Origin of the sequence: Sinomonas sp., assembly GCF_051955515.1 — a bacterium.
Lineage (GTDB): Bacteria > Actinomycetota > Actinomycetes > Actinomycetales > Micrococcaceae > Sinomonas.
This window is the reverse complement of sequence record NZ_JBQCGQ010000173.1, coordinates 13570-35508: the sequence shown is the minus strand read 5'-3', so window position 1 is coordinate 35508 and position 21939 is coordinate 13570. Positions and strand designations below refer to the sequence as shown.

24 protein-coding genes and 1 pseudogene are annotated in these 21939 nt (G+C 65.7%); 16 read left to right on the top strand and 9 right to left on the bottom strand.

Features of this window, described 5'->3' with window-relative positions; translation table 11 throughout:
• Positions 1 to 673 (bottom strand): cysteine hydrolase family protein (locus tag ACTHL9_RS09825; protein ID WP_440518719.1); only part of this gene is annotated, 673 nt, incomplete at its 3' end.
• Between the two features lie 358 nt (positions 674 to 1031).
• Between ACTHL9_RS09825 and ACTHL9_RS09820 the strand changes: the two genes are divergently transcribed.
• The 7 genes and pseudogenes from ACTHL9_RS09820 to ACTHL9_RS09790 form a co-directional block, all read left to right on the top strand.
• The gene (locus ACTHL9_RS09820; protein WP_440518718.1) at positions 1032 to 2033 is read left to right on the top strand and encodes a dihydroxyacetone kinase subunit DhaK; all 1002 of its coding nucleotides are present in this window, start codon (positions 1032 to 1034) and stop codon (positions 2031 to 2033) included.
• An 8-nt stretch (positions 2034 to 2041) separates the two neighbouring features.
• Positions 2042 to 2692 carry a dihydroxyacetone kinase subunit DhaL gene (dhaL, locus tag ACTHL9_RS09815; protein ID WP_440518717.1) on the top strand — a complete coding sequence of 217 codons (651 nt, stop codon included), beginning with the start codon at positions 2042 to 2044 and terminating at the stop codon, positions 2690 to 2692.
• A 179-nt stretch (positions 2693 to 2871) separates the two neighbouring features.
• A complete protein-coding gene (locus ACTHL9_RS09810) occupies positions 2872 to 3489 on the top strand; it encodes a type 1 glutamine amidotransferase domain-containing protein (RefSeq protein WP_440518715.1) in 618 nt (205 codons plus the stop codon).
• A 46-nt stretch (positions 3490 to 3535) separates the two neighbouring features.
• Positions 3536 to 5206 (top strand): GMC family oxidoreductase, encoded by a 1671-nt coding sequence (locus ACTHL9_RS09805; protein ID WP_440518713.1) that lies wholly within the window; start codon positions 3536 to 3538, stop codon positions 5204 to 5206.
• 18 nt (positions 5207 to 5224) lie between these two features.
• On the top strand, positions 5225 to 5938 hold the full coding sequence (locus ACTHL9_RS09800; protein WP_440518712.1) for a gluconate 2-dehydrogenase subunit 3 family protein: 714 nt from the start codon (positions 5225 to 5227) through the stop codon (positions 5936 to 5938).
• An 86-nt stretch (positions 5939 to 6024) separates the two neighbouring features.
• Positions 6025 to 7170 carry a mandelate racemase/muconate lactonizing enzyme family protein gene (locus ACTHL9_RS09795; RefSeq protein ID WP_440518710.1) on the top strand — a complete coding sequence of 382 codons (1146 nt, stop codon included), beginning with the start codon at positions 6025 to 6027 and terminating at the stop codon, positions 7168 to 7170.
• A gap of 81 nt (positions 7171 to 7251) precedes the next feature.
• A pseudogene (locus ACTHL9_RS09790) lies at positions 7252 to 8004 on the top strand (SMP-30/gluconolactonase/LRE family protein); the annotation flags it as partial.
• Positions 8005 to 8166: 162 nt separating this feature from the next.
• Here the strand turns inward: ACTHL9_RS09790 and ACTHL9_RS09785 are convergent.
• The 5 genes from ACTHL9_RS09785 to ACTHL9_RS09765 all read right to left on the bottom strand — a co-directional run bounded on the left by ACTHL9_RS09785 (position 8167) and on the right by ACTHL9_RS09765 (position 13303).
• Positions 8167 to 8754, bottom strand: a complete 588-nt coding sequence (locus tag ACTHL9_RS09785; RefSeq protein WP_440518708.1) for a hypothetical protein — start codon at positions 8752 to 8754, stop codon at positions 8167 to 8169.
• A gap of 12 nt (positions 8755 to 8766) precedes the next feature.
• Positions 8767 to 9915 (bottom strand): zinc-dependent alcohol dehydrogenase, encoded by a 1149-nt coding sequence (locus tag ACTHL9_RS09780; protein ID WP_440518706.1) that lies wholly within the window; start codon positions 9913 to 9915, stop codon positions 8767 to 8769.
• Positions 9916 to 9943: 28 nt separating this feature from the next.
• Positions 9944 to 11092, bottom strand: coding sequence for a glutathione-independent formaldehyde dehydrogenase (locus ACTHL9_RS09775; protein WP_440518704.1), 1149 nt, complete (start codon positions 11090 to 11092; stop codon positions 9944 to 9946).
• A gap of 381 nt (positions 11093 to 11473) precedes the next feature.
• A complete protein-coding gene (locus ACTHL9_RS09770; protein WP_440518702.1) occupies positions 11474 to 12469 on the bottom strand; it encodes a hypothetical protein in 996 nt (331 codons plus the stop codon).
• An 81-nt stretch (positions 12470 to 12550) separates the two neighbouring features.
• Complete coding sequence (locus ACTHL9_RS09765; protein WP_440518700.1) at positions 12551 to 13303, bottom strand: IclR family transcriptional regulator; 753 nt, start codon at positions 13301 to 13303, stop codon at positions 12551 to 12553.
• Positions 13304 to 13371: 68 nt separating this feature from the next.
• On the opposite strand from ACTHL9_RS09765, the gene ACTHL9_RS09760 reads away from it, so the two are divergent.
• The 3 genes from ACTHL9_RS09760 to dgoD are packed head-to-tail and all read left to right on the top strand — an operon-like array spanning position 13372 to position 16160.
• On the top strand, positions 13372 to 14391 hold the full coding sequence (locus ACTHL9_RS09760) for a 2-dehydro-3-deoxygalactonokinase (RefSeq protein ID WP_440518698.1): 1020 nt from the start codon (positions 13372 to 13374) through the stop codon (positions 14389 to 14391).
• Entirely contained in the window at positions 14388 to 14993 is a 606-nt protein-coding gene (locus ACTHL9_RS09755; protein ID WP_440518697.1) for a 2-dehydro-3-deoxy-6-phosphogalactonate aldolase, read from the top strand. Before ACTHL9_RS09760 ends, ACTHL9_RS09755 begins: the two co-directional genes overlap by 4 nt.
• A gap of 18 nt (positions 14994 to 15011) precedes the next feature.
• Entirely contained in the window at positions 15012 to 16160 is a 1149-nt protein-coding gene (gene dgoD, locus ACTHL9_RS09750; RefSeq protein WP_440518695.1) for a galactonate dehydratase, read from the top strand.
• Positions 16161 to 16603: 443 nt separating this feature from the next.
• On the opposite strand, the gene ACTHL9_RS09745 is transcribed toward dgoD, so the two are convergent.
• On the bottom strand, positions 16604 to 16783 hold the full coding sequence (locus ACTHL9_RS09745; RefSeq protein ID WP_440518694.1) for a hypothetical protein: 180 nt from the start codon (positions 16781 to 16783) through the stop codon (positions 16604 to 16606).
• A gap of 202 nt (positions 16784 to 16985) precedes the next feature.
• Here ACTHL9_RS09745 and sigK point away from each other — a divergent pair, with 202 nt between their 5' ends.
• The 6 genes from sigK (at position 16986) to ACTHL9_RS09715 (ending at position 20715) form a co-directional block, all read left to right on the top strand.
• Positions 16986 to 17564: an ECF RNA polymerase sigma factor SigK gene (sigK, locus tag ACTHL9_RS09740; protein WP_440518693.1), complete on the top strand. Its 579-nt coding sequence runs from the start codon at positions 16986 to 16988 to the stop codon at positions 17562 to 17564.
• Positions 17557 to 18402, top strand: a complete 846-nt coding sequence (locus ACTHL9_RS09735) for an anti-sigma factor domain-containing protein (RefSeq protein ID WP_440518692.1) — start codon at positions 17557 to 17559, stop codon at positions 18400 to 18402. Before sigK ends, ACTHL9_RS09735 begins: the two co-directional genes overlap by 8 nt.
• A gap of 84 nt (positions 18403 to 18486) precedes the next feature.
• On the top strand, positions 18487 to 18930 hold the full coding sequence (locus tag ACTHL9_RS09730; protein WP_440518691.1) for a DUF4383 domain-containing protein: 444 nt from the start codon (positions 18487 to 18489) through the stop codon (positions 18928 to 18930).
• Between the two features lie 106 nt (positions 18931 to 19036).
• Positions 19037 to 19756, top strand: a complete 720-nt coding sequence (locus tag ACTHL9_RS09725; RefSeq protein WP_440518689.1) for a GAF and ANTAR domain-containing protein — start codon at positions 19037 to 19039, stop codon at positions 19754 to 19756.
• A gap of 159 nt (positions 19757 to 19915) precedes the next feature.
• Complete coding sequence (locus ACTHL9_RS09720) at positions 19916 to 20242, top strand: ArsR/SmtB family transcription factor (protein WP_440518687.1); 327 nt, start codon at positions 19916 to 19918, stop codon at positions 20240 to 20242.
• Positions 20239 to 20715 (top strand): SRPBCC family protein, encoded by a 477-nt coding sequence (locus tag ACTHL9_RS09715; protein ID WP_440518686.1) that lies wholly within the window; start codon positions 20239 to 20241, stop codon positions 20713 to 20715. Before ACTHL9_RS09720 ends, ACTHL9_RS09715 begins: the two co-directional genes overlap by 4 nt.
• Positions 20716 to 20739: 24 nt before the next feature.
• On the opposite strand, the gene ACTHL9_RS09710 is transcribed toward ACTHL9_RS09715, so the two are convergent.
• Positions 20740 to 21471 carry a hypothetical protein gene (locus ACTHL9_RS09710; RefSeq protein ID WP_440518685.1) on the bottom strand — a complete coding sequence of 244 codons (732 nt, stop codon included), beginning with the start codon at positions 21469 to 21471 and terminating at the stop codon, positions 20740 to 20742.
• Positions 21464 to 21781 carry a cell division protein CrgA gene (locus ACTHL9_RS09705; protein WP_440518683.1) on the bottom strand — a complete coding sequence of 106 codons (318 nt, stop codon included), beginning with the start codon at positions 21779 to 21781 and terminating at the stop codon, positions 21464 to 21466. The genes ACTHL9_RS09710 and ACTHL9_RS09705 overlap by 8 nt, the downstream gene beginning before the upstream one ends.
• Between the last annotated feature and the right edge of the window lie 158 nt (positions 21782 to 21939).

Genomic DNA, 21939 nt, shown 5'->3' with positions numbered 1-21939 from the left:
TGCTCGTCCGCACGTCGCCGTGGTTCGCCTGGATGTTGCGAAGGGCTTCCCAGTGCTGGCCGTAGCCGAGCGGGTCGTCCTTGCCCGAGGGGATCGCCGCAGTCGCGTCGGCGAGGACGATGATCTTGTAGTCCTGATTCGCGCCATCAATCGCGGTCGTGAGCGCGCAGTTCGCGGTCGAGAGGCCGGCGACCACGAGGGTGTCCGCACCAGCACGGCGCATGTACTCGTTCAGCGGCGTGCCGTAGAACGAGGAGAAGCGGTGCTTGCGCATCACCGGTTCGTCATCGAGCGGCTTCAGCTCGTCGACGAGCTCGTCACCCCCGTTGCCCCAAGACCCCGGGAACGTGCCGAGCTGACCCTCAAGTCCCCACTTGACGTCCGCGTAGCCGGCGTCCTTGCCGTCCCGGCGCAGGCCCCAGAGTGACCAGACCACCGGGATGCCCTTGTCGCGGCAGGCGTCGAGGACATTCTTCACGGGCTCGATAACGTCCTTGCCCTCGGGTGCGCCGCCGACGCTGGGGATGTACATGGCGCCACCCTCTTCAGCGCAGGCCTTCTGCATGTCGAGCACGAGCAGCATGGTCTTCTTGGGATCGATGGTGGGGGCGAGGTAGTGCGACCGGTCGATGACCTTGTCGATGTTTTCGTAGGTGTAGTCGAGGGACGACATGTTCTTTCCTCCTGTTGTGGCGCCTGCAGCGTTGCAGCCTTGGCTCCTCCGCCTTCGGCCGTTCCAAAGCTTTGCCAAGGGCGCCGATTTCAGAAATGACGGGGATCTGGATGGCAGGTGATCCGGTGGTCTGAACACTACGAGAGGGCTAAGAGGCTGTCAACACCTTTCCGTGATGTCGCTCACGTGATGCGGGATGGTGTCCCAGAAGCGATCCCCGATGACGACGAGAAGCTTCACGGGGGTTGACGGGGCCGCGGTCGGGGGGAGAGACTGCTGGTCCGACCACCTGATGTCTAACATCAAACTGGATGAGGGCCCGCCGGACGATGAAGTGCCGGGGCCTCAGGGAGAGCTGATGAAAAAATTCATGAACGACCCTGCGAGAGTCGTGGACGACTATTTGAGCGGGCTTGTCCGCGCCCACGATGACATCCTCGAATGGGATGACGACCATCGCGTGCTCCAACGGAAGAACTTCCCGATGACGCCGAAGGTCGGCTTGGTGGGAGGCGGTGGGTCCGGCTGCGAGCCCACCCACACAGGATTCGTGGGGCATGGGATGCTCGACGCGGCGGTCCCGGGCCAAGTCTTCACCTCCCCGGTGCCGAACCAGATAGCCGCCGCCACCCGCCGCGCCGACATGGGCAGGGGAGTCCTGCACGTCATCAAGAACTTCACCGGCGAGGTGATGAACTTCGGCATGGCGCAGGAGATCCTGTACTTCGAGGACATCGAGGTCGCCCAGGTCATCGTCAATGACGATGTCTCCATCCCCGACGACGGGGAGACTGCCGGGAGGCGCGGCTTGGGCGCCACAGTGCTCGTGGAGAAGATCGCCGGTGCGGCGGCTGAGGAGGGCGCTGGCCTTTCCGAGGTGCAAGCCATAGCGCAGCGGGTCGTGGACCGCTCCGGGACCTTCGGCGTCGGCCTTTCGTCCTGCACCCCACCCCTTCGGGGCAAGCCGGTTTACCAGATGGACGATGCCGAGATGGACTTGGGTATCGGCATCAGCGGGGAACCCGGGCGCGCACGGGTCCCGCTGCAGACCGCTCGCGACATAGCCGAGCTCATGGTCGATGAGGTCCTCACAGACCTCGCTCCGCCCTCCGGAGCCGACCTTCTCATGCTTGTCAACGGAATGGGCGGGACGCCGCATCAGGAGCTGTATCTCATGGCTGGGGAATTAGGCGCTGCGGCGGAAGCGAGGGGCGCACGTATCGTGCGCCAGCTCGTGGGGAATTTCGTGACGTCCCTCGACCAGGCAGGAGTGGCCGTGACCTTCCTGGAACTCGATCCAGAACTCAGCCGGCTGTGGGATGCGCCAGTGGAAACCGTTGCACTTCGATGGGGGAGATGAGAGACAGTATGGAGACTCTGAACAAGCGGCTTGATACCGAGAACCTCCGACGATGGGTTCTCGACTTCGCCCACCAGATCCTCGATGAGCACGAGGCCCTCAGTGACCTCGACGCTGCGAGCGGTGACGCAGATCATGGCTCGAACATGCACCGTGGGATGAGCAGCCTTCTCAGGGAAATTCCCGAATGGAACGAGGAGGCGCTTCCCGCAGAATTCCTCAAGGACGTGGGGATGCACCTTGTCTCCTCGGTGGGCGGCTCGAGCGGAGCACTCTACGGCACCATCTTCCTTCGGATGGCGCGGACAATCGGTGGGGCGGGCACTGTGGACGCCCAGCTGCTCGTGCGGGCCTTCGAGGCTGCGGGCGACGGCGTCGCAGAACGCGGGAAGGTCAAACAGGGCGACAAGACGATGTATGACGCATTGGCCCCCGCGATTCATGCCCTAAGAGAGCAGGTAGAGGCGGGGGAGGAGTCGCTGGCAGCGGCTTTAGGAGCAGCCGCAGCTGCCGCAGAAGCGGGCCGAGACGCGACTGCGGACATGGTCGCGCGAAAGGGCAAGTCAAGCTATGCACGCGAGAATTCGCGGGGTGTGATCGATCCTGGCGCCGCCTCTGCCGCCATGCTGGTGCGCTCCGCTGCGCGCGCATTGCTCTAGCGGGCGGGGTCCGCCAAAGGACCCTTGACACCCCCTTTCGGATACGGAAGAGTTCAGACCACCTGACAACCTGATGAATGTCCACCTGCGGGTACTCTCCAGCGAATCCCCGTCCAGCATCACGTCCCCTCCCCGCGAGGGCGGCCAACGTCAAGACACCACCAAGAAAGGTCAAAATCATGAGCCTCAACGGATTGAAGATCGCCCTGCTGATCGAAGACGAGTACCAGATCCTCGAGGGCTGGTACCCGCTGCTTCGGCTCCAGGAGGCAGGTGCCGACGTCCGCGTCCTCGGAAGCGGGACCAAGGACAGCTACAAGAGCAAGGAGGGCTACCCGATGGAGGTCGACGGCGCGGCCGCCGACGCGGATCCGGCGGAGTTCGATGCAGTAGTCGTTCCCGGCGGTTTCGCCCCGGACAACATGCGCCTTCATCCCGAGATGATTGGCTTCGTCCGTCAGATGAACGAGTCGGACAAGCTTGTGAGCGCAATCTGCCACGGCGGCTGGGTGCTCGTTTCGGCCGGCGCTCTCAAGGGCAGGAAGGCCACGGGCTACCTGCCGATCAAGGACGACGTCGAGAACGCGGGTGGCACGTGGGTGGACCAGCCAGTCGTGGAGGACGGCAACATCATTACGTCCCGCACCCCGGTCGACCTCCCGGACTTCACGCGGGCCATCATCGCCCATCTTGAGGGCCGCGCCGCAGGCTCGGAGCATTCCACCCACAACCGCGCCACCGATCTTGCCGGGGACCCGGCCGGAAGCCGATACGAGACCGGCGTCGCCGTGTCCTAGGCGAGAGCCTTCGCCCACTCTCTCAACCCCCAACAGGAGTAATTCAATGCCTATCAGGAAGAAGCCAGAGCCGGTCGACGCCGTCGTCGTCGGCCTCGGTGCCAACGGCGGCACCGCCGCGAAGGTGCTCAGCGAAGCTGGGCTCAAGGTCGTCGGTTTCGATCGCGGTCCGTGGCTTCGGGCCCACGAGCACTACTCGGGCGACGAGCTGAAGTTCGTCAACCGCAACTACATGTGGCCTGATCCGACGCTGTTCCCGCGCACCCTTCGGTACAACGATGGAGAGGTCGCCCAGCCCTTCGCGTTCTCCCCAACCCCGCAGATGGTCGGCGGCGGGACCAACCACTGGGCTGGATGGGTTCCGCGTCCCCGCGAATCGGACTTCATGCTCCGCACCCTGCACGGAGACATCGAAGGCATGAATCTGGCCGACTGGCCGTTCCGGTACGAGCACCTCGAGCCCTACCTCACCAAGGTCGAATGGGCGTTTGGGGTCTCCGGAATCGCCGGTGCGGACAAGTACGAGCCGTACCGCTCCAAGGGCTACCCCAGCCCGCCCCTGCGCCCGACCCGGTATGGCAAGCGGTTCTATGACGCCTGCAACAAGATGGGCATCAACGCGTTCCCGATCCCGCATGCCATGGTCACCAACGACCACAATGGCCGAGACCCGTTCAACAAGACGAGCTTCTGGAACCAGTACGGCGACCCATCTGGGGCGCGGTCGAATGTGCTGACCACGTTCATCCCCGAAGCGCTCGCCACGGGCAACTTCGAAGTCCGCGCCGAGAGCTTCGTCCGCGAAGTCAAGCTCGGTAAGGATGGCAAGGCCACCGGTGTCATCTACGTCGACCCGGACGGCAACGAGGTGGAACAGGACGCCCGTGTCGTCATCCTGGCCTTGGGGGCGATTGAATCCGCCCGGCTGCTCCTGCTCTCGCGCTCGGCGCAGTTCCCCGAGGGTCTGGCCAACAGCTCGGGGCTCGTGGGCAAGAACGCGACCTTCCACGAGTACCTCTTCGCGGTCGGCCTGTTCGACAACGAGATTGACGAGCCGCTCAACGGCTTCGCCGGGAATTACATCTCCGGCGGGTCCCTCGAGTTCTACGAGACGGACGAGAACCGCGGGCACATTGGGGGCTGCATCATCTCCGCTTCACAGACGTGCCACCCGGTCAACTGGGTCTTCCCCGGCCGGCCCACGTGGGGCGAGGCGCTCAAGGATGCGGACCGGAATTACTTCAACTACGCGATGAAGATCGGCCTGATCCTTCACGACATGCCCGTCGAATCCAACCGCGTGGACCTCGACCCCACTCACCAGGACGCGTGGGGATTGCCGGTTGCGCGCATCACCCACAGCCCGCACAAGAACGACATCGCGATGGGGAAGTGGCAGGTCGACAAGAACGCCGAGATCCTCGAGGCCGCCGGCGCGCGCAAGACGGTGCCGGTCTACCTCGACAAGATGACGGGTAACACCTGCCACCAGCACGGTACCGCTCGCATGGGCACTGATCCGTCGAAGAGCGTGCTCAATGAGTGGGGACAGGCGCACGACGTGGAGAACCTCTTCGTCGTCGACGGCTCGGGCTTCCCCACGGCCACCGGCGTGAACCCCACGCTGACCATGATGGCTAATGCGTGGCGCTGCTCGGACTACATCGCCAACACCTATTCCAAGGGCCGTGTCGAGCGGCTCAAGCAGCCGGCCTAAGGGAAAGGACGCATTGCAATGACTCTCAAATCAGAGTGGGAAACCTTCGGTGAGCCGGTCGACCCGGACTCGGACGAGCGGCTGTTCTTCACCCAGCACGAATGGGACACCGTCGAGGCCGCGACAGCTCGGATCATGCCGACGGACGAGGATCCTGGGGCAAAGGAGGCGCGTGTCGTGGTCTTCATTGACAGGTACGTCTCTGGCATCGACTACATCTTCGCTTCCGCCGACGGCTCCGGCTTCCTCAAGCTCTCCGGCAAACACGCCGACGCGTGGCGCGGTCGCCAGTTCAAGATGCAGGAACTGTACAGGCAGGGGGTCAAGACCCTCGATGAGATCTCGCGCAACCTGGACGACAAGACCTTCGTGGAGCTCACGGAAGAACAGCAGGACCAGGTGCTCATCGCGCTCTCGGGGGCACCGAAGCCCCAGAAGGTCACCCTGGGCACCAAGGAACCGGTGACGACCTTCCTCCAGGGATCTTTCGACGAGAACCTCTCGTTCTTCGACACGATCTGCCTCCACACCCGCCAGGGCTTCTATGGCGATCCGGTCTACGGGGGGAACAAGGACCAGATGGGGTGGAAGGTCATTGGCTTCCCCGGTCCGAAGTCGCTCAAGGACACCATGGACGGCACGTACGACACCACGCCCTACTTCTACGAGGGCGAGTACGACTGGTACGACCTCATCCCACACCTGAGGCAGTCTGCCCCTCGCGAGCCGTAGGGAGGGCTGGCGGGGCCGGCGTCCCCGGCCGGAGTCTGCGGCCCCGCCAGTCTGCGGATGCGAACACTCGCGAAAGGAATCAGATCATGAAGATCACGGAGATCAAAGCCTTCCCTGTGGGCGTTCCCCTCAACGAGCCCCTGCGATGGGGCGCCATGGAGGTGAACGTCAAGGGCGGGATCGTCGTCCGAGTCACTACCGACGAGGGGATTGAGGGGATCGGCGAGGCAGGATTCTCTGCTGAGTATTTCCCCACAGTCGGTCCAATCATCAACCAGCAGCTCGGTCCGATGCTGGTTGGGCGCGACCCGCTGGACGTGGCGTCCATCTGGCAGGACATGCTTGATGCGACCCACATGTGGGGCCGACGCGGCATCGAGACCTACGCCATCAGCGGCATCGACATCGCGCTCTGGGACCTTCTGGGCAAGGCAAGCAACCAGCCGGTGTACCGCCTGCTCGGAGCTGCGAAGTCCAAGGTGAAGGCCTACTACGCACCTTCACTCAAGCCGACAGAGCAGATTGTGGACGAATGCATCGGCGCAGTGGAGCAGGGCTTCCACGCGATGAAGCTGCGAAACGGGCCGAGCATCCGCAGCGGAGTCGACATGGTCGCCCGCGTGCGCGATGCCGTGGGGGCTGACGTCGACATCATGGTCGACGCCAACATGGCCTTCGACCGACGGCAGGCGCTCACGCTCGCGAAGGAATTCGAGGACCTCGGAGTGCTTTGGCTGGAGGAGCCAATCCTGGCCCGCAGCCTCACCCAGTACATCGACGATCATTCCTGGCTCGCGGACCGGGTATCCCTCAAGCTTGCCGGCGGCGAGTCGCTGCTCACGCGGTTCGAGTACCTGGACCTGCTGCGACGGCGGACCTTCGATGTCCTGCAGCCGGACTGCACAAGCGTCGGCGGAATCTCGGAGTGCAAGCGAGTCGCCGACATGGCGAGCTCGTGGAACCTCTGGTGTGTTCCGCACATTGCATGCAGCTCCGGCACGGGGATCGCCTTGGCGGCCGGCCTGCACATGATTTTGAGCTGTGACAACGCGCCGATGATCGAGTTCGATGCCTACGGCGGGCCGGGCTGGGACGGGCTTCTCGAGGAACCGCTCACTATCACCGACGGCTACGTCGAGGCCCGCGAGGTGCCGGGTCTTGGGATCGAATTCCCCGACGGAGCGCTCGGGAAGTACACCCTCACCGGCGGAAAATTCGACATCGCTGCGTGAATCTCGCGTCGGTCCGGGTCCGGCCTCGTCGACCGGGCCCGGACCGCGGCAATCACCGCTTTCCCAGGTCAAGGAGGACTGATGCGTCCGGTGGAGATTGCACTAGAAGCTCACGCTGAGCTGGGCGAAGGCCCTTGGTGGGACGAACAGCATTCTCAGCTGCTGTGGGTCGATCTCTTCGCTGGCAGCGTCCACTTCTGGGATCCCACCACCGGCCGCGACCGAAGGATTCGACTGGGCCAGCCGGTGGGGATGGTGGCTCGCCGAACCTCGGGAGGGCTGGTGTGTGCGGTGCGCGACGGGATCGCCTTCGTCGAGTCGGATGGCAGTGGATTCGAGATCGTCGCGCCTATTGAGGCGGAGAACGTCGGCAACAGGATGAACGACGGCGCGTGCGACCAGGCGGGTCGGCTCTGGGCCGGAACGATGGCAGCGGACCTTTCGCCCTCGCAGGGCTCCCTCTATCGCGTCGGGCCCGATCTCTGCGCGACCCCGGTCCTCAAGGACGTCTCCATCTCCAACGGCCTTGATTGGAGTCCCGATGGGCGCACCTTCTATTTCACGGACTCGAGCATGCGCCGGATCGATGCGTACGACTTCGACGTTGAAACGGGAAGCATACGGAACGGCCGAATGCTGGTCGATCTTCCGCACCCGCTGGCCACCCCCGACGGGATGGCCGTGGATGCCGAAGGTACAATCTGGGTCGCAATGTGGGACGGCGGGTGCGTCCAGCGCTTCAGTCCAGACGGTCACCTCCTGGAGACGATCAAGGTTCCAGTGACCCGTCCAACCAGCGTCGCCTTTGGCGGCCCGCACCTCAACCAGCTGTTCATCACCTCGGCTTGCGCCGGACTGACGCAGCGGCAGCAGGCGGACGAGGTGCACGCGGGGGCGATCTTCGTCCTCGACCCCGGAGTCACGGGCCGTCCGCCTGCGCCCTTCAAAGACGACATCGGCTCGGCGCAGCAGTGGAGTAGTGGGACTGGGCTCGGGTCAGGCCATGCGGCGCTTTCGCAGAGTCCTGAGCGCGGCCGCGGCGAGGGCGCCCACGGCCAGCGCCCACGGGCCGCCGACGATGATCGGGTCGATCCACTGGTGGTTGACGTCAGCGCGCTTTTGCCCGAACCGGGACCGGGCACCGCTGCGTGAGAGCTCGCTGAGCACCCCCGTTTCGGTAACGGGGTTGTCTGGGCGGTGTGAAGCGAACGAGCGGAGGTGATGTTCCCAAGCATCGATCCTGTCGGCCGCCACGAGCAGCAGCCAGTGCGCGGCTCGGCCCTCGCTGTACTTGTAGGCGTGCTTCCGGATGGCGCCGGAGACGCCTGCAGGAGGGGTGGAGGTCCCGAAGACGGGGGGCAGGAAGGCGTGCTCGACGGACCGTTCCCGCGGCCATTTCTCGGGCTGGCGTTCGGGGAAGTCCCAGTGCGCGCCGGTCTCAATGCCGGGTTGCTCACGGGGGTAGGAGGGCCGGTCGGCAGGGTCGAGGTCAGCGCCCCATCCTGGGATCTGTGACCGTAGGTCTTCGGCGGACTTCCTGCGGGCGGGTTTGCTGGCGATGTAGGGCGTGGCAATCTCAGACATGGTGCGCTTCCTTCAGGGCTGACCTGCGACAACGAGCGGCTTGATGATGTTGTCCAGCTTGGCGGAGAAGATGTGGTAGCCCTCCGCGATGTGTTCCAGTGGGATGCGATGGGTGACGATGTCACTCGGCTTCAGGTAGCCGTTGCGGATGTGCTCGAAGAGCCGCGGCCACTGGCGCTTGACTGGGCACTGGTTCATACGCAGGGTCAGGCCCTTGTTCATGGCGTCGCCGAATTTCACGGCGCTGAAGATCGGGCCGTAGGCGCCCACCACGGACACGGTGCCGCCTTTGCGGACTGAGTCGATGGCCCAGTTGAGGGCGATGGGGGAACCGCCCTGCAGTTTGAGCTTGCTGCTGGTGACGTGCTGGAGGAAGTTGCCGTCCGCCTCAGCTCCCACGGCGTCAATCACCACGTCGGCGCCCAGGAAGTCGGTTTCCTTCTTCAGGTGCACCACGATGTCGTCGTACTCCGTGAAGTTGAACGTCTCGGCGTGTGCGAAGGACCTCGCCTTTTCCAGCCGGTACTCCAGATGGTCGATCACGATCACCCGTCCGGCCCCCATCAACCATGCGGACTTGGCGGCGAACAGTCCCACCGGGCCGGCGCCGAACACCACCACGGTGTCGCCTTCCACGATGTCCCCGAGCTGGGCGCCAAAGTAGCCGGTGGGCAGGGCATCGGTGAGCAGCACGGCGTCCTCCTCGTCCATCCAGTCCGGGATCAATCCCGGTCCGACGTCAGCAAACGGGACTCGCACGAATTCGGCCTGACCGCCGTCGTAACCTCCGCAGGTGTGGGAGTAGCCGTAGATACCTCCTACCGCCGTTGCATTCGGATTGACGTTGTGACAGTTGGAGTACAGGCCGCGCGAGCAGAAGTAGCAGGAGCCGCAGTACACGTTGAACGGCACCATGACCCGGTCCCCGGGCTTGAGCCGCTCAACTGACGGACCGACCTGCTCCACCACGCCCACGAACTCGTGCCCGAACGTCGTCCCCACCCGCGTGTCCGGCATCATGCCGTGGTAGAGGTGGAGGTCGGACCCGCAAATGGCGCCCGTGCTGACCCGCACGATTGCATCGTTCGGGTGCTCGATCCTCGGAATGTCTTTCTCTTCGACCCGGACCTTGTACGGGCCGCGGTAAACCATCGCTCGCATCAGGATCCCGTCCTTTCCGGCTTCTCTCTCAGGCTCCCGCCGGGTGGAGGACGACTTTCGTCCAGCCGTCTTCCCGGTTGTCGAAGTTCCGGTAGCCCTCGGGGGCCTGATCCAGGGGCAGCTCGTGGCTGACGACGAAGGATGGGCTGGCCTTTCCTGCCGCGATGAGGTCGCGCAAGGGCCGGTTGTACTTCTTCACGGGGCACTGGCCCGAGCCCATCGTCTGTCCCTTGAACCAGTAGGTTCCGTAGTCGAAGGCCACCTGACCCTGCTGTGCGAGTTCGTCGGGGGCACCCGGATCCTGGGGCAGGAATACACCGACGACGCCGAGGCCGCCGACGAAGCGGACGGAGTCCACGAGTCGGTTCAGGGTGAGGTTCGGATGTTCGTTTCCGCCGGTATCGTGCGCCTGGTAGCCGACGCATTCGCAGCCCCGGTCTGCGCCGAATCCCATGGTCTGGTCCTTGACGAACTCGACAGGGTCCACTTCCGAATCGTTCACGGGGATGGCACCGATCTGTTCCGCCAGCTTCAGACGGTCGCTCTGGCGGTCAACCACCATGACTTTCCCGGCGCCTTTGATCATGGCCGGGTAGGCGGCCATGAGTCCGACCGGTCCCGCGCCGTAGATGACGACGGAGTCGCCCGGGTAGACGCCGGCCAGCTCGGTTGCGTGCCAGCCAGTGGGGAAGATGTCTGCGAGCATGACGTAGTCGAGCTCCTTCTCGTCGGCGTCCTCGCCCAAGCGCAGACAGTTGAAGTCCCCGTACGGCACACGGAGGTACTCGGCCTGCCCGCCCTGGTACGGGCCCATATCGGCGAATCCGTAGGCTGCGCCGGCAAGCTTGGGTTCGGGCTGCATGGTCAGGCAGTAGTTGGTGAAGCCGCGCTCGCAGTTCTTGCAGAATCCGCAGGCGACATTGAATGGCAGCACAACACGCTCGCCCACTTGGACCTTCCTCACGGCCGCGCCTGTCTCGACCACTTCGCCAAGGTTCTCGTGACCGAAGGTACGTCCGGGTTCGAAGCTGGTGCGGCCCTCGTACATGTGAAGGTCGGAGCCGCAGATATTCGTGGTGGTGATCCGCACCAGCACATCGGCGGGGTGTTCGATCTTGGCATCCGGCACGTCCTCGACGCCGACGTCGTTCGGGCCCTTGTACACTACTGCCTTCACTGTTCCACTCCTTTTTGGTAATGCCATTTCAATCCTGGCCAATCAATTTTGGCCAAGCGAATGCCGCATTTCGGCACCTTGCGGCCCCAGAATGTTGCTGTGTGTGCCCTGAACAGGCGATGCGCGTGCCAGCTGCGGTGTGCCCAATTTGGGCAGGCGGGAAATGGGAGAATAAGGATTACGGCCTGAACTGATTGACCAATTAAGCTAAGCATGCTTAGCCGGAGGTGTCGAGGGATGTGCGGAGATTTCTTTCCGTACAAAACAAATACAACTTGCAAGTGTATTAGGGCATGGGCTTCGGTCGACGAATTGGCACTCGCGCCTATTGCGTCGGAGAAGGAGGCCCCCGCTCGGCGGGCGGGCCGAGGGAAGCGTGGTTTATTTGGAGTGGTTTGCGAGTCGGTTGCGTCGCTCCTCCTCGCGCTTTGAGTAGGCGGCCGCGCGGATCGCGTCGTCCGATTCCAGACTGCTACCGAGGGCGCCGCCGACGGTCGCGGCGGACGCGACGAACCAGGTCAGCACGAACACGTCGCCGTAGCCGATTGACGTGTGGAGGTAACGACCCATCACTTCGGGGTCGAGGACAAAAAGAGCCCAGGCGAGATTTACAACGTAGAGCGCCAGATAGCAGATCGACACCCCTATGGTCAGGGTCAGCAGTGTGGAGGTGTTGTAGAGCCGGGACCTCTCCCTCGCCTCGGCGGAGTCGTTGTCGGGGCGGTCCCACAGTTCGCCGTCGATCACAAGCCAACCGACGATGAGCGCTATGGAGGCGATCGTCGCCACGGCAAGGCGCCACCACGACAGTGAGCCGGCCAACAGCCAGACTGTGGAGTTGACCGTGGCAACGGCTCCGGTGGCCAGCGCAGCCACCAGCGCGGACTTGAGCCCGGGCACGAGGCGCCACGGACGGTTGGCCAGCACCATGCCCAGGAGCAAGCGCCAGCGGCCGCTCAAGCGAGGGAGGGGCACTCGGTGCTCGTCCCTCGAGGCGGGCTCAGCCATGCCGCCCACGAGAGAGCGCACTGCGTGGCGGGCACGCGTATGCATACGGAGGCCGCCGAGCGCGGGAAGTGACAGGACCGCCGTGAGCCGCTCAGGGTCGGTCTTGGTCAGCAGGTACCGGCCGTCGTCATCGCGAAGCGGGAGCTCCGTCAGGCCGATGAGGAGGTCCCAATCGTGCTGGCGGGCTTGGTCTCGCAGCCGTCCCAAGGCCGTATTGACATCCTCGCAGTCTGTGGTGAACGACTCGCTGACGATCTCGATGTCCCAGGCGTCGCGGTCCTCCCCCCTCGGCTGGAGGTCGCTGATCCGGCGCGCAACGTCGGTCGGCGAGGCGGGATCGGCCAAGAGGCCGACGTGGACCGGGTTCATTCCCCCGCACTACCCGCACGCCAGTAGCCGTAACCACCCTCCCTTTCCCCGGCTCCACCACGGCAGGAGGCGCGGAGATCATCATCCCCCGTATCCCAGCGACCGTGAGATCGACCGCGCGGCAGTCTGCACCACCGGCACGAGGCCGCGCATGCGCTGCGCTGGCATGAAAGGCTTCGTCGCGGAAACGCTGACGGCGGCAACGATGGCTCCGCCGGCGTCCCGAATGGGCGCGGAAACGCATCGGATTCCCGGCTCATTCTCCTCGAGATCCATGGCCGCTCCATGCCGCCGATAGTCCTCCATCCGCTCGAGGAATTCGTCGGCTCCGTCTGCGCCTCCACGATGTTCAGCTTCGTAGAGACCCCGCCAATCGTCGGCACGGTCCAAAATGAGCGCCTTGCCGATTCCGGTCTTCGTCAAAGGCATGCGATGCCCGATTCTCGACCGCATTTCGGCCCCTCGATTTCCGGGAATTTTGTCGAGATACAGCACTTCCCCGGCGTCGACAATGGCGAGGTGCACCGTGTCCTGGACCTTTTCGGCTAGTTCTTCGAGAATCGGCCGAGCCACAACTGGGAGCGGATTCTGATGCAGGGCGCGGAATCCGAATTCGATGAGCGTTGGCCCGAGCGAATAGTCGCGGCCCGCCGCCACGCGTAGATACCCATAGCGCTCGAGCAGCTGCACCAGGCGGTGGGCGGTGCTCCGTCCGAGGCCGGTCGCCTCTGTCACGCTCCGCAGGTCCGTGGCGCCATGGGCGACGGCGCGGATCACCTCGAGCCCGCGCGCGAGAGTCTGAGTTCCCGCAGGCAGGGGAATATCATTCAGCACTACCGCAGCATATCCCTATATTTGGGACGCCGTTCGACATTCTGGGACGCTCTCGAAAGACTCTCGCCATGACAGACCTCTCGCCCCGCCTCATCGGGCTCGACTGGGGCACCACCTCCTGCCGGGCCTACCTCTTGGGCGAGGACGGCGAAGTCCTCGACCAGCGGCTTGGCGGACGGGGAGTCCTCGCACTGACTCAGTCCGGGAACCGGGAAGCCGCCTTCGAGCGTGAGCTCGCGGAGCTCTGCGGGCCGTGGTTGGAACGCAACCCCCAACTCCCGCTCGTGGCCTCCGGCATGGTGGGCAGCAATCAGGGCTGGGTCGAGGCGGGCTATCGCAACCTCCCCGTGGACCTTATGTCCCGCCCTGAGTACCTGACGGAAGTCGCGACCGCGTACGGTCCGCTCTTCGTCATCCCGGGCTTGTTCAAGGAGGGCCGCGGCCAGGACTTCCCCGATGTCATCCGAGGCGAGGAAACCCAGCTGCTCGGCGCGCTTCCGGAGGCGCCCCACGGCGCGGGCGGGTCGTCAGCAAAGGCCCAGCCCGCCGTCGTCGTCCTTCCCGGGACCCACACGAAGTGGGTCCGACTCGAGGGCACAGTGGTGACGGATTTCGTGACCTCCATGACGGGCGAACTGTTCGGCCTGATCACCCAGCAGAGCATCATCGCGAGGCTTGCCGAAGACGCGCGGGAACCTGACATCGCGGCGTTCGACCGCGGCCTTGACGTCGCGTTCGGACGGGACGCGGACATCGCGTCGACGCTCTTCTCGGCGAGGACCCTCGTGATGGCCGGCCAACTCGAGCCAACGGCGGTCAAGGACTACGTCTCCGGCCTCATGATCGGCGTTGAGGTGGAGCGGTTCGCTCGGAGCTGGATGGGGGAACACCATGAGGCGACCATCTGCGCCAACGCGCAACTCGGCTCTCGCTACGCACGGGCCCTCAAGCGCGCCGGCGTGCGCTCGACGCTCGCCCCGGAGGACGCCGTTGCCACGGGTCTGTGGCGCACCGCCGTCGCCTTGGGCATTGTTGGCCGCAGCGGAATCGCCGGCGCAGGCGAACCCATCGACAAGGAGACCCCATGACCACCGGACTCGTCGCCATCCTCCGTGGGATCACGCCAGCGGAGGCGGAAGCCATCGGAAGCACGCTCTACGAGGCGGGCTTCCGCTCCATCGAGGTCCCGCTCAACTCGCCGGACCCGCTCGAATCGATCAAGCTCATCCGGGCCGCGCTGCCGGATGACTGCGCCGTGGGCGCGGGAACCGTCCTGACGACCGGGCAGGTGGAGCTCGTGAGGGAGGCGGGATCGGACATGGTGGTCTCGCCGAACATGAACACGGAGGTCATTCGCGCAACCGTGGCCGCGGGGATGCGGAGCTACCCGGGCGTCGCGACGCCCACCGAGGCGTTCGGCGCGATCGACGCCGGGGCTACCGCACTCAAGCTGTTCCCCGCGGACTCCGTGGGCATCGGCGGGATGCAGGCGTGGCGGCCCGTGCTGCCGCCCGGCACCGAGCTGCTGCCCGTGGGCGGGATCGATGCCCACAATCTCGGCGCGTGGGTCGCGGCGGGCGCCGCGGGCGCCGGCATCGGCTCAACCCTCTACAAGCCCGGCCGCAGTGCCGACGACGTGGCCGCCCGCGCAGCTGAGCTCATGGCCGCGTGGCGCAGCGCCTCCCGCTAGACGAGAACAGGAGTCATCATGAAAATCACGTCGCTCACCACGTACACCGTTCCCCCGCGCTGGCTCTTCCTCAAGATCGAGACCGACGAGGGCGTCACCGGCTGGGGCGAGCCCGTGGTCGAAGGCCGCGCCGCGACGGTCGCCGCGGCGGTGGAGGAGCTTTCCGACTACGTGGTCGGCCAGGACCCCCGCAACATCGAGGACCTCTGGACGGTCATGTACCGGGCAGGCTTCTACCGCGGCGGGCCGATCATGATGAGTGCGATCGCCGGCATCGACCAGGCGCTCTGGGACATCAAGGGCAAGGCCCTCGGGGTTCCCGTCCACGAACTCCTCGGCGGGAAGGTCCGCGAGAGCATCCGCACGTACTCCTGGATCGGCGGGGACCGCCCGGGTGAGACCGCCGCGGCGGCGCGGGCCGCCGTCGACCGGGGATTCACCGCCGTGAAGATGAACGGCACCGAAGAGCTGCAGTACATCGACACGTGGGACAAGGTCGAACGATGCCTTGAGAACGTCCAGGCCATTCGGGAGGCGGTGGGCCCCAACATCGGCATCGGCGTGGATTTCCACGGGCGCGTCCACAAGCCGATGGCCAAGGTGCTCATCAAGGAGCTCGAGCCGTTCAAGCTCATGTTCATCGAGGAGCCAGTGCTCTCCGAGCACGCGAACTCGCTGCTCGACGTCATGCGCAACACGCCGACGCCCATCGCGCTCGGCGAGCGGCTCTACTCCCGCTGGGACTTCAAGGAGATCCTCGCGACGGGCGCCGTGGACATCATCCAGCCCGACGCCTCGCACTGCGGCGGCATCACCGAGGCCCGCAAGATCGCCCACATGGCCGAGGCGTATGACGTCGCCCTCGCGCTTCACTGCCCCCTCGGCCCGATCGCCCTCGCGTCGTGCCTCCAGATCGACGCCGGCTGCTACAACGCGTTCATCCAGGAGCAGAGCCTCGGCATCCACTACAACACCTCGAACGACCTCCTCGACTACGTCACCGACCCCTCTGTGTTCGCCTACGAGGACGGGATGGTGAAGATCCCCGACGGCCCCGGCCTGGGCATCGAGGTCAATGAGGAGTATGTCGTGGAGCGCGCGGCGGAAGGGCACCGGTGGCGGAACCCGGTGTGGCGGCATCGGGATGGTTCCGTCGCCGAATGGTGAGGCGGGTTCCCCCTACCGCTACACGCCGCAGCGCAACCGCTCCCTCTACCCGTTCACCCCACCCGCGCTCGCTTCCCAAGTTCGGGCGGATGGCGTTTGCCGGGGCGCTCGCGGTGAAGGGCGTGTCCGATACGCAGGTGCTCACAGCGGGCGCGGAGCGACGCGCTTGTGACGCTTGACCCTACACCGGCAAGGTCGGCCCTCAGATCGTGGCGTCGGCGGCGACCAGGGACACCTCCCAGGCGATCGCATCCCTGGACGCGGTGGCAGCAACGGGCGGGACGACGGTGCTCCCCGGCCACGGCGACCCATGGCAACGCGGGGCGGAGACCGCTGCCCGCTATGCACGGAATGCCGGGCCGCACTGAGACTGTCGGGAATCGGCAAAGAAAATGCCGCCGCACCATGGGGTGCGACGGCGTTTTCGGTCATCGGGCGAGGGGCTACGCCATTTCCTCGCCGACACCGACGGTGAAGATGTTCGGCCCCGTGCGAATGACCTTCACGCGGTCTCGCGGAGCGTTGGCGGAGCGGGAAATGTGGGCCACGGCCGCTTCGAGTGTGTGGTGTGCGGTCTCGCGATCCCAGATTTTCACGGTGACGGAGTTCGATTCAAAGGTCATGCGCCATTGCCTTCTTTGATGTCGGACGGTGGGTTGCCTCGGCTTTGAGGCCACCGCCATCCACTGTAGCCAAGCGCCTCGCACGGCCGCCGCACAATGTGATGGATCCCACCGCCCCAATCCGTGCCGCCGTCCTCTCCGAATTCCTTCGGGAAGGCCTGGTTCAAGGAGGGCGATGCGAAGACGTGAGACAGTTGTCTACATGCCGGATCGCGACGCCGGGGGCGCTTCCGCACCGGACATAGACGAGCTCATGGGCCGTGTGGCGCTGGGCGATCAGGGGGCTTTCGGGTCACTCTACGACGCTCTCGCGCCCCTTGTGCATGGGCTTGTGCTCCGCGTGGTGCGCGATCCGGCCCAGAGCGAGGAGGTCACCCAGGAGGTCTTCCTCGAGGTGTGGCAGCAGGCCAAGCGCTTCGACGCCGACCGGGGCCGCGCGAGAGCGTGGATTACCGTGATGGCGCATCGCCGTGCGGTGGATCGGGTGCGGGCGGCGCAGGCCGCGGCGGATCGTGACCTCCGCGAGGGCATCAAGGACTTCCAGGAGAGCTACGACGACGTCGAGCACCAGGTCGAGGTCGCGCTGGAGAGCGAGCGCGTCCACAGGGCCCTCGAATCGCTCACGGACATCCAGCGGCAGGCCATCCGCCTCGCGTACTACGGGGGCTACACCTACGGCGAAGTGGCCGACGCCCTCGGCCTGCCCCTGGGCACCGTGAAGACCAGAATCCGTGACGGGATGATCCGCCTGAGAGACGTGTTGGGAGTGAGCCATGGATGACCAGCTGCACCTGCTGACCGGCGCCTATGCCCTCAACGCGCTCGACGACGACGAACGGCGCCGCTTCGAGCGTGCCCTTCCCTTTGGGGATCCGACGGCGGAGGAGGCCCGCGAGCTGAGCGAGACTGCGGCGCTGCTCGCCGCCGGGACGACCCCAGTCGCGCCACCGCCCGCCCTCAAGGAGCGCCTCATGGCGCAGATCGCCTCGACGCCGCAAGTGGCCGCGACGCCCGCGGCGCCCCCCGCCCCCGTTGCGCCGGCACCTTTACACGGTAAAGGTGACGGCGCAAGCAGGGGGGCCGGGCGTGAGGTGGGCGTCGGGCGATTCGGTGAGGGCCGCCGTCGTCCGCTCCCGCCTGTTGCGCGATGGCTCGCCGCGGCCGCAGCGGTCCTGCTGGTCGCCGGAGTCGGATCCGGGGTGTGGGGCTTCCAGGCCCAGCAGCAGCGCGACGCGGCGCTCCGGGAGCTCGCGGCGGCCCAAGCCTCGCGCTCGGGCGTGATCGAGAGGATCCTGTCGGAACCCGACGCCAAGGTCCAAGAAGTTCCGGCTCCGGGTGGGGCGACCATGCTCATCGCCCATTCGAAGGACGCGCAGCTGGCTGGCGTAGTGACCATCGGGATGGCGGCGCCGCCTGCGGGGAAGGCATATGAGCTGTGGCTCATCGACGCCGGCGGGGCGGCGAAGCCCGCGGGACTCGTCGCGCTCGGGGAGGGGAGCACGTGGAATGAGCTGCCGGGCGGCCTGGGCGGCGCCGCGGTCCTCGGGGTGACGGTCGAGCCAGCGGCCGGGTCGGCGCAGCCCACCACTGCGCCAATCCTCCTCGCGCCGATCACGTGATCCCCCGAAGCTGAGGCCAATCCGGGACGCGAACCGCTCCGAAGTGTGCGTGCAGGCATTCGATCAGCAACGACAGGAGCAGTCATGTCAACGTCTGTCATCTCGCACCGCACTCCCGTGCAGCTCGCGGCCGCCGCGGTGGGGGCGGTCTTCTTGGTCGTCGGAATTCTGGGCTTCATCCCGGGTATTACGTCCGACGTCGGCAGTCTGAGCTTCGCGGGGCACGGATCCCACGCGATGCTCTTGGGGCTGTTCCAGGTCTCCGTGCTGCACAACATCGTGCACGTCCTGTTCGGCGTCGCCGGTCTCGCCCTTGCCCGCAGCATGGGATCCGCGAAGGGCTACCTCGTCTGGGGCGGCGCGATCTACCTGGTGCTCTTCGTCTACGGCCTTATTTTCAACGGCGACATGGCAGGGAACTTCGTCCCCGTGAACGCCGCGGACAATGTGCTGCACCTGGTGCTGGGCATCGGGATGCTCGCCGTGGGCCTGGTGCTTGGACGGCAGACCGTGGCCCGCACGCGCTGAGGTCCCAAACCCACCTGAGAAGCCGCGGTGTCCGGGGGAGTCCGGACGCCGCGGTTTTCGGCGAATTCCTCGATTCCGGAGCGGGCTTGCTGGGTATCGTTGGGGAATGGAAGAGCTGAGTGCCACTGGCTCGGAGGATCTGCTTGATCTGCTGCTCGACAGCGACGACCTCGCAACGTTTCTCCAGCGGCTCTGTGAGGTTGCGGCTGACGATCTGTCGGGGCCCGACGAAGTCCACTGCAGCGTGACGGTTTCGCGTGAACGCCGGAAGGACACGATCGCCAGCAGCGGCGAGATGGCCGCGGCAATGGACGAGATCCAGTACTCCTGCGGCGAAGGTCCGTGCACCGACGCCGTGAAGACCGGCCATTCGATCAACGTCCCCGACCTCCTCGAGGACGAGCGCTACCCGCGATACCGGAAGGCTATGGAGGGCAAGGGCATTCGCTCGATCTTCGCCACCCCGATTCCCCTGCCCTCTACGGCCAAAGCGTCCGCCGCCCTCAACTGCTACAGCTCTGAACCCGGCTTCGACGGGCAGAGCCGTGCCGAAGATCTTGCCGCGCTTGCCGCGAAGTCAGTGCTCCTCGCCGTGCGGTTCGAGAATGAGTCGGACAAGGCCTCGGACCTCGCCGCAGCCCTTGAATCCCGCACCGCGATCGATCTCGCCGCGGGCGTCATCATGGCCCAGTCGGGCTGCTCACAGGAGAAGGCCATTGACGTCCTCAAGACGGCCTCCATGAACAGGAACGTCAAACTCCGCGACATCGCTACCTCGATCCTGGCGCGTTTCGACGACGCCGACCCGAAGACCTACTTCAGCTGATCCGAGCGGTGTCCTGATCGCGAAACCTCTGAAACCCTTCGAAACCCCCGGCTCAAACCGGGGGTTTCGGCGGTTTGCGGGGGTTTCGGCGTAGGACCGAGGGCGAGCACGCACCCGGCGCTCTTGAAACCCCCATCCGTAAGTGCTAACTTACTGTTCGTGGTTACTTACGGACGGCAGGGCGACGTCTGGGACGCGATGGGCGATCCCACGCGCCGCGCCATCATGGAGCGCCTTGCCGATCATCCCAGCCCGGTTGGCGAGCTCGCCGAGCAGTTGCCGGTCAGCCGCCCCGCGGTCTCCCAGCACCTGAAGGTGCTCAAGGAAACCGGGCTTGTCAGCGACGAGACGGTGGGCACCCGGCGTGTCTATCGCCTCAACCCCGCTGGCGTTCAGGCACTGCGCGACCAGCTCGACATGTTCTGGAATCGTGCACTCGCCAACTACGAGTCAGTCGTTGAAGAAGTTGAAAAAGAGGAGAAATGACCCTCGCAGCAGATGCCGTGGTCCGGAAGGTGATCACGGTCGAGGCTCCCCTGGAGCGTGCATTCAAGGTCTTCACCGAGCGTTTCGACGAGATCAAGCCGCACGAGCACAACCTGCTCCCTGTGCCGATCGCCGAAACGGTCTTCGAGCCACGCGTCGGCGGTCACGTGTACGACCGCGGCGTGGACGGCAGCGAGTGCCGCTGGGCCCGAGTGCTCGCCTTCGAGCCACCACATCGCCTCGTGTTCAGCTGGGACATCGGCACGACGTGGCAGGTTGAGCCAGACCTCGCCAACGCGAGCGAGGTCGAGGTCCGCTTCATGGCGGAGGGTCCGCACCGAACGCGGGTCGAGCTCGAGCATCGCCACCTCGACCGTCACGGCCCCGGTTGGGAGGACCTGTACGCGGGCGTCGACAACGACGGCGGATGGCCGCTCTACCTTGCGCGCTACGCCGCGCTTCTGGCCGGCTGAGCGAGGGGCGGCCAAGCGCAGGTTCTAGGCGTGTTCTGCCTCGTACCGAACCTTGATGGCGCCGCGCTTGATCTTCACCTCGAGGATGCGCACGTTCGTCAGGTCTGCCAGAGACCGCACGTGGGTCCCGCCGCACGGCTCGGCATTGACGCCCTCGATGGTGACGGTCCGGTGGCCGTTCTCGTCCATGGAGGCGGTGACTGCACCCCGGGTGGCGAGGGCCTGGTCCATCCCAGCCTGCAGCTCGGCGCGCACGGCCTCGCGCAGCTCGGGGGTCGCGAGCTCGTCCTCGTGGCCCTCGGGGTCGAAGTCGAGCCGAGCCTGCCCTGGGAAGTGGCTGTGCCCCGAGTGCCGCCATCCGCGGGCCTCGCCGAGGGCACCGAGGACGTGGCCGGCCGTGTGCAGAGCGGCGTGGAGGCGGCGCTTGTCGGCGTCGACGGAACACTGCACGGCGTCCCCGATCGAGAGCCTACTGCCCGAGAGGGCGTCTCCCGTGAGGATCACAAGGCCTTCGTCATTGCGCCCGGGGGTGACGGGACCGCCGTCGACCGTTCCCTCGTCGGACGGCTGACCGCCGCCCTGGGGATGGAAGATGTTCGGCGAGACGGCGATCCAGGGTGAGGTGCCGCCGTCGTCCCCCTCTCCAACGCTCCCGCTGGACGCAACGACGTACGCCTCAGTGTCGGTAATGTACGTGTCGCCGTAGTAGGCCTGCTCCTGCACTGGGCGCGCGTGGGCGGAAGATGCGTCAGCCACGCCAGCGAAGCGTCATGAGGAAGCCTGTGATGGCGACGCCGAAGCCCACGAGGATGTTCCAGTTGCCCAGCGCCGGAACGGGGTAGAGGCCCTGAGTCACGTAGAAGACGATGATCCACAGCAGGCCCACCACCATGAGGCCGAACATGAGGTACTTGTACCACTGAGGCGTGGGGCCCGCGGCCTTCCGCGTGCGCCGCTTCTTCTTGGCCTTGCTCCGGGCCTTGGCGGCCTTGTTCTTGGTGAGGGCCTTGTCCGCGCTCTTGGAAGCGCGCGCAGTGGTCTCGGGCTTGTCCGGGGAATCGGGCACTGGTCCTCCTCGGGGCCGGCTTCCGCTCTGCCGGGACCCGCTTGGTATCCTGCAAACACCGCCGACGCGCCGGGGTGCCGCTGAGCTGGCTGATCACTGGTTCTGACAGCCAAGTCTAGCCGTCCCAGCCTGCCGGCCCACCCACTCCCACGATTGGC

Coding starts and splice junctions, on each gene's coding strand:
- ACTHL9_RS09795 (WP_440518710.1), top strand. CDS start 6,025: ATGAAGATCACGGAGATCAAAGCCTTCCCTGTGGGCGTTCCCCTCAAC.
- ACTHL9_RS09745 (WP_440518694.1), bottom strand. CDS start 16,783: ATGACCTTTGAATCGAACTCCGTCACCGTGAAAATCTGGGATCGCGAG.
- ACTHL9_RS09715 (WP_440518686.1), top strand. CDS start 20,239: ATGACCCTCGCAGCAGATGCCGTGGTCCGGAAGGTGATCACGGTCGAG.
- dhaL (WP_440518717.1), top strand. CDS start 2,042: ATGGAGACTCTGAACAAGCGGCTTGATACCGAGAACCTCCGACGATGG.
- ACTHL9_RS09730 (WP_440518691.1), top strand. CDS start 18,487: ATGTCAACGTCTGTCATCTCGCACCGCACTCCCGTGCAGCTCGCGGCC.
- ACTHL9_RS09810 (WP_440518715.1), top strand. CDS start 2,872: ATGAGCCTCAACGGATTGAAGATCGCCCTGCTGATCGAAGACGAGTAC.
- ACTHL9_RS09820 (WP_440518718.1), top strand. CDS start 1,032: ATGAAAAAATTCATGAACGACCCTGCGAGAGTCGTGGACGACTATTTG.
- dgoD (WP_440518695.1), top strand. CDS start 15,012: ATGAAAATCACGTCGCTCACCACGTACACCGTTCCCCCGCGCTGGCTC.
- sigK (WP_440518693.1), top strand. CDS start 16,986: ATGCCGGATCGCGACGCCGGGGGCGCTTCCGCACCGGACATAGACGAG.
- ACTHL9_RS09780 (WP_440518706.1), bottom strand. CDS start 9,915: ATGCGAGCGATGGTTTACCGCGGCCCGTACAAGGTCCGGGTCGAAGAG.
- ACTHL9_RS09785 (WP_440518708.1), bottom strand. CDS start 8,754: ATGTCTGAGATTGCCACGCCCTACATCGCCAGCAAACCCGCCCGCAGG.
- ACTHL9_RS09760 (WP_440518698.1), top strand. CDS start 13,372: ATGACAGACCTCTCGCCCCGCCTCATCGGGCTCGACTGGGGCACCACC.
- ACTHL9_RS09755 (WP_440518697.1), top strand. CDS start 14,388: ATGACCACCGGACTCGTCGCCATCCTCCGTGGGATCACGCCAGCGGAG.
- ACTHL9_RS09770 (WP_440518702.1), bottom strand. CDS start 12,469: ATGAACCCGGTCCACGTCGGCCTCTTGGCCGATCCCGCCTCGCCGACC.
- ACTHL9_RS09725 (WP_440518689.1), top strand. CDS start 19,037: ATGGAAGAGCTGAGTGCCACTGGCTCGGAGGATCTGCTTGATCTGCTG.
- ACTHL9_RS09805 (WP_440518713.1), top strand. CDS start 3,536: ATGCCTATCAGGAAGAAGCCAGAGCCGGTCGACGCCGTCGTCGTCGGC.
- ACTHL9_RS09735 (WP_440518692.1), top strand. CDS start 17,557: ATGGATGACCAGCTGCACCTGCTGACCGGCGCCTATGCCCTCAACGCG.
- ACTHL9_RS09800 (WP_440518712.1), top strand. CDS start 5,225: ATGACTCTCAAATCAGAGTGGGAAACCTTCGGTGAGCCGGTCGACCCG.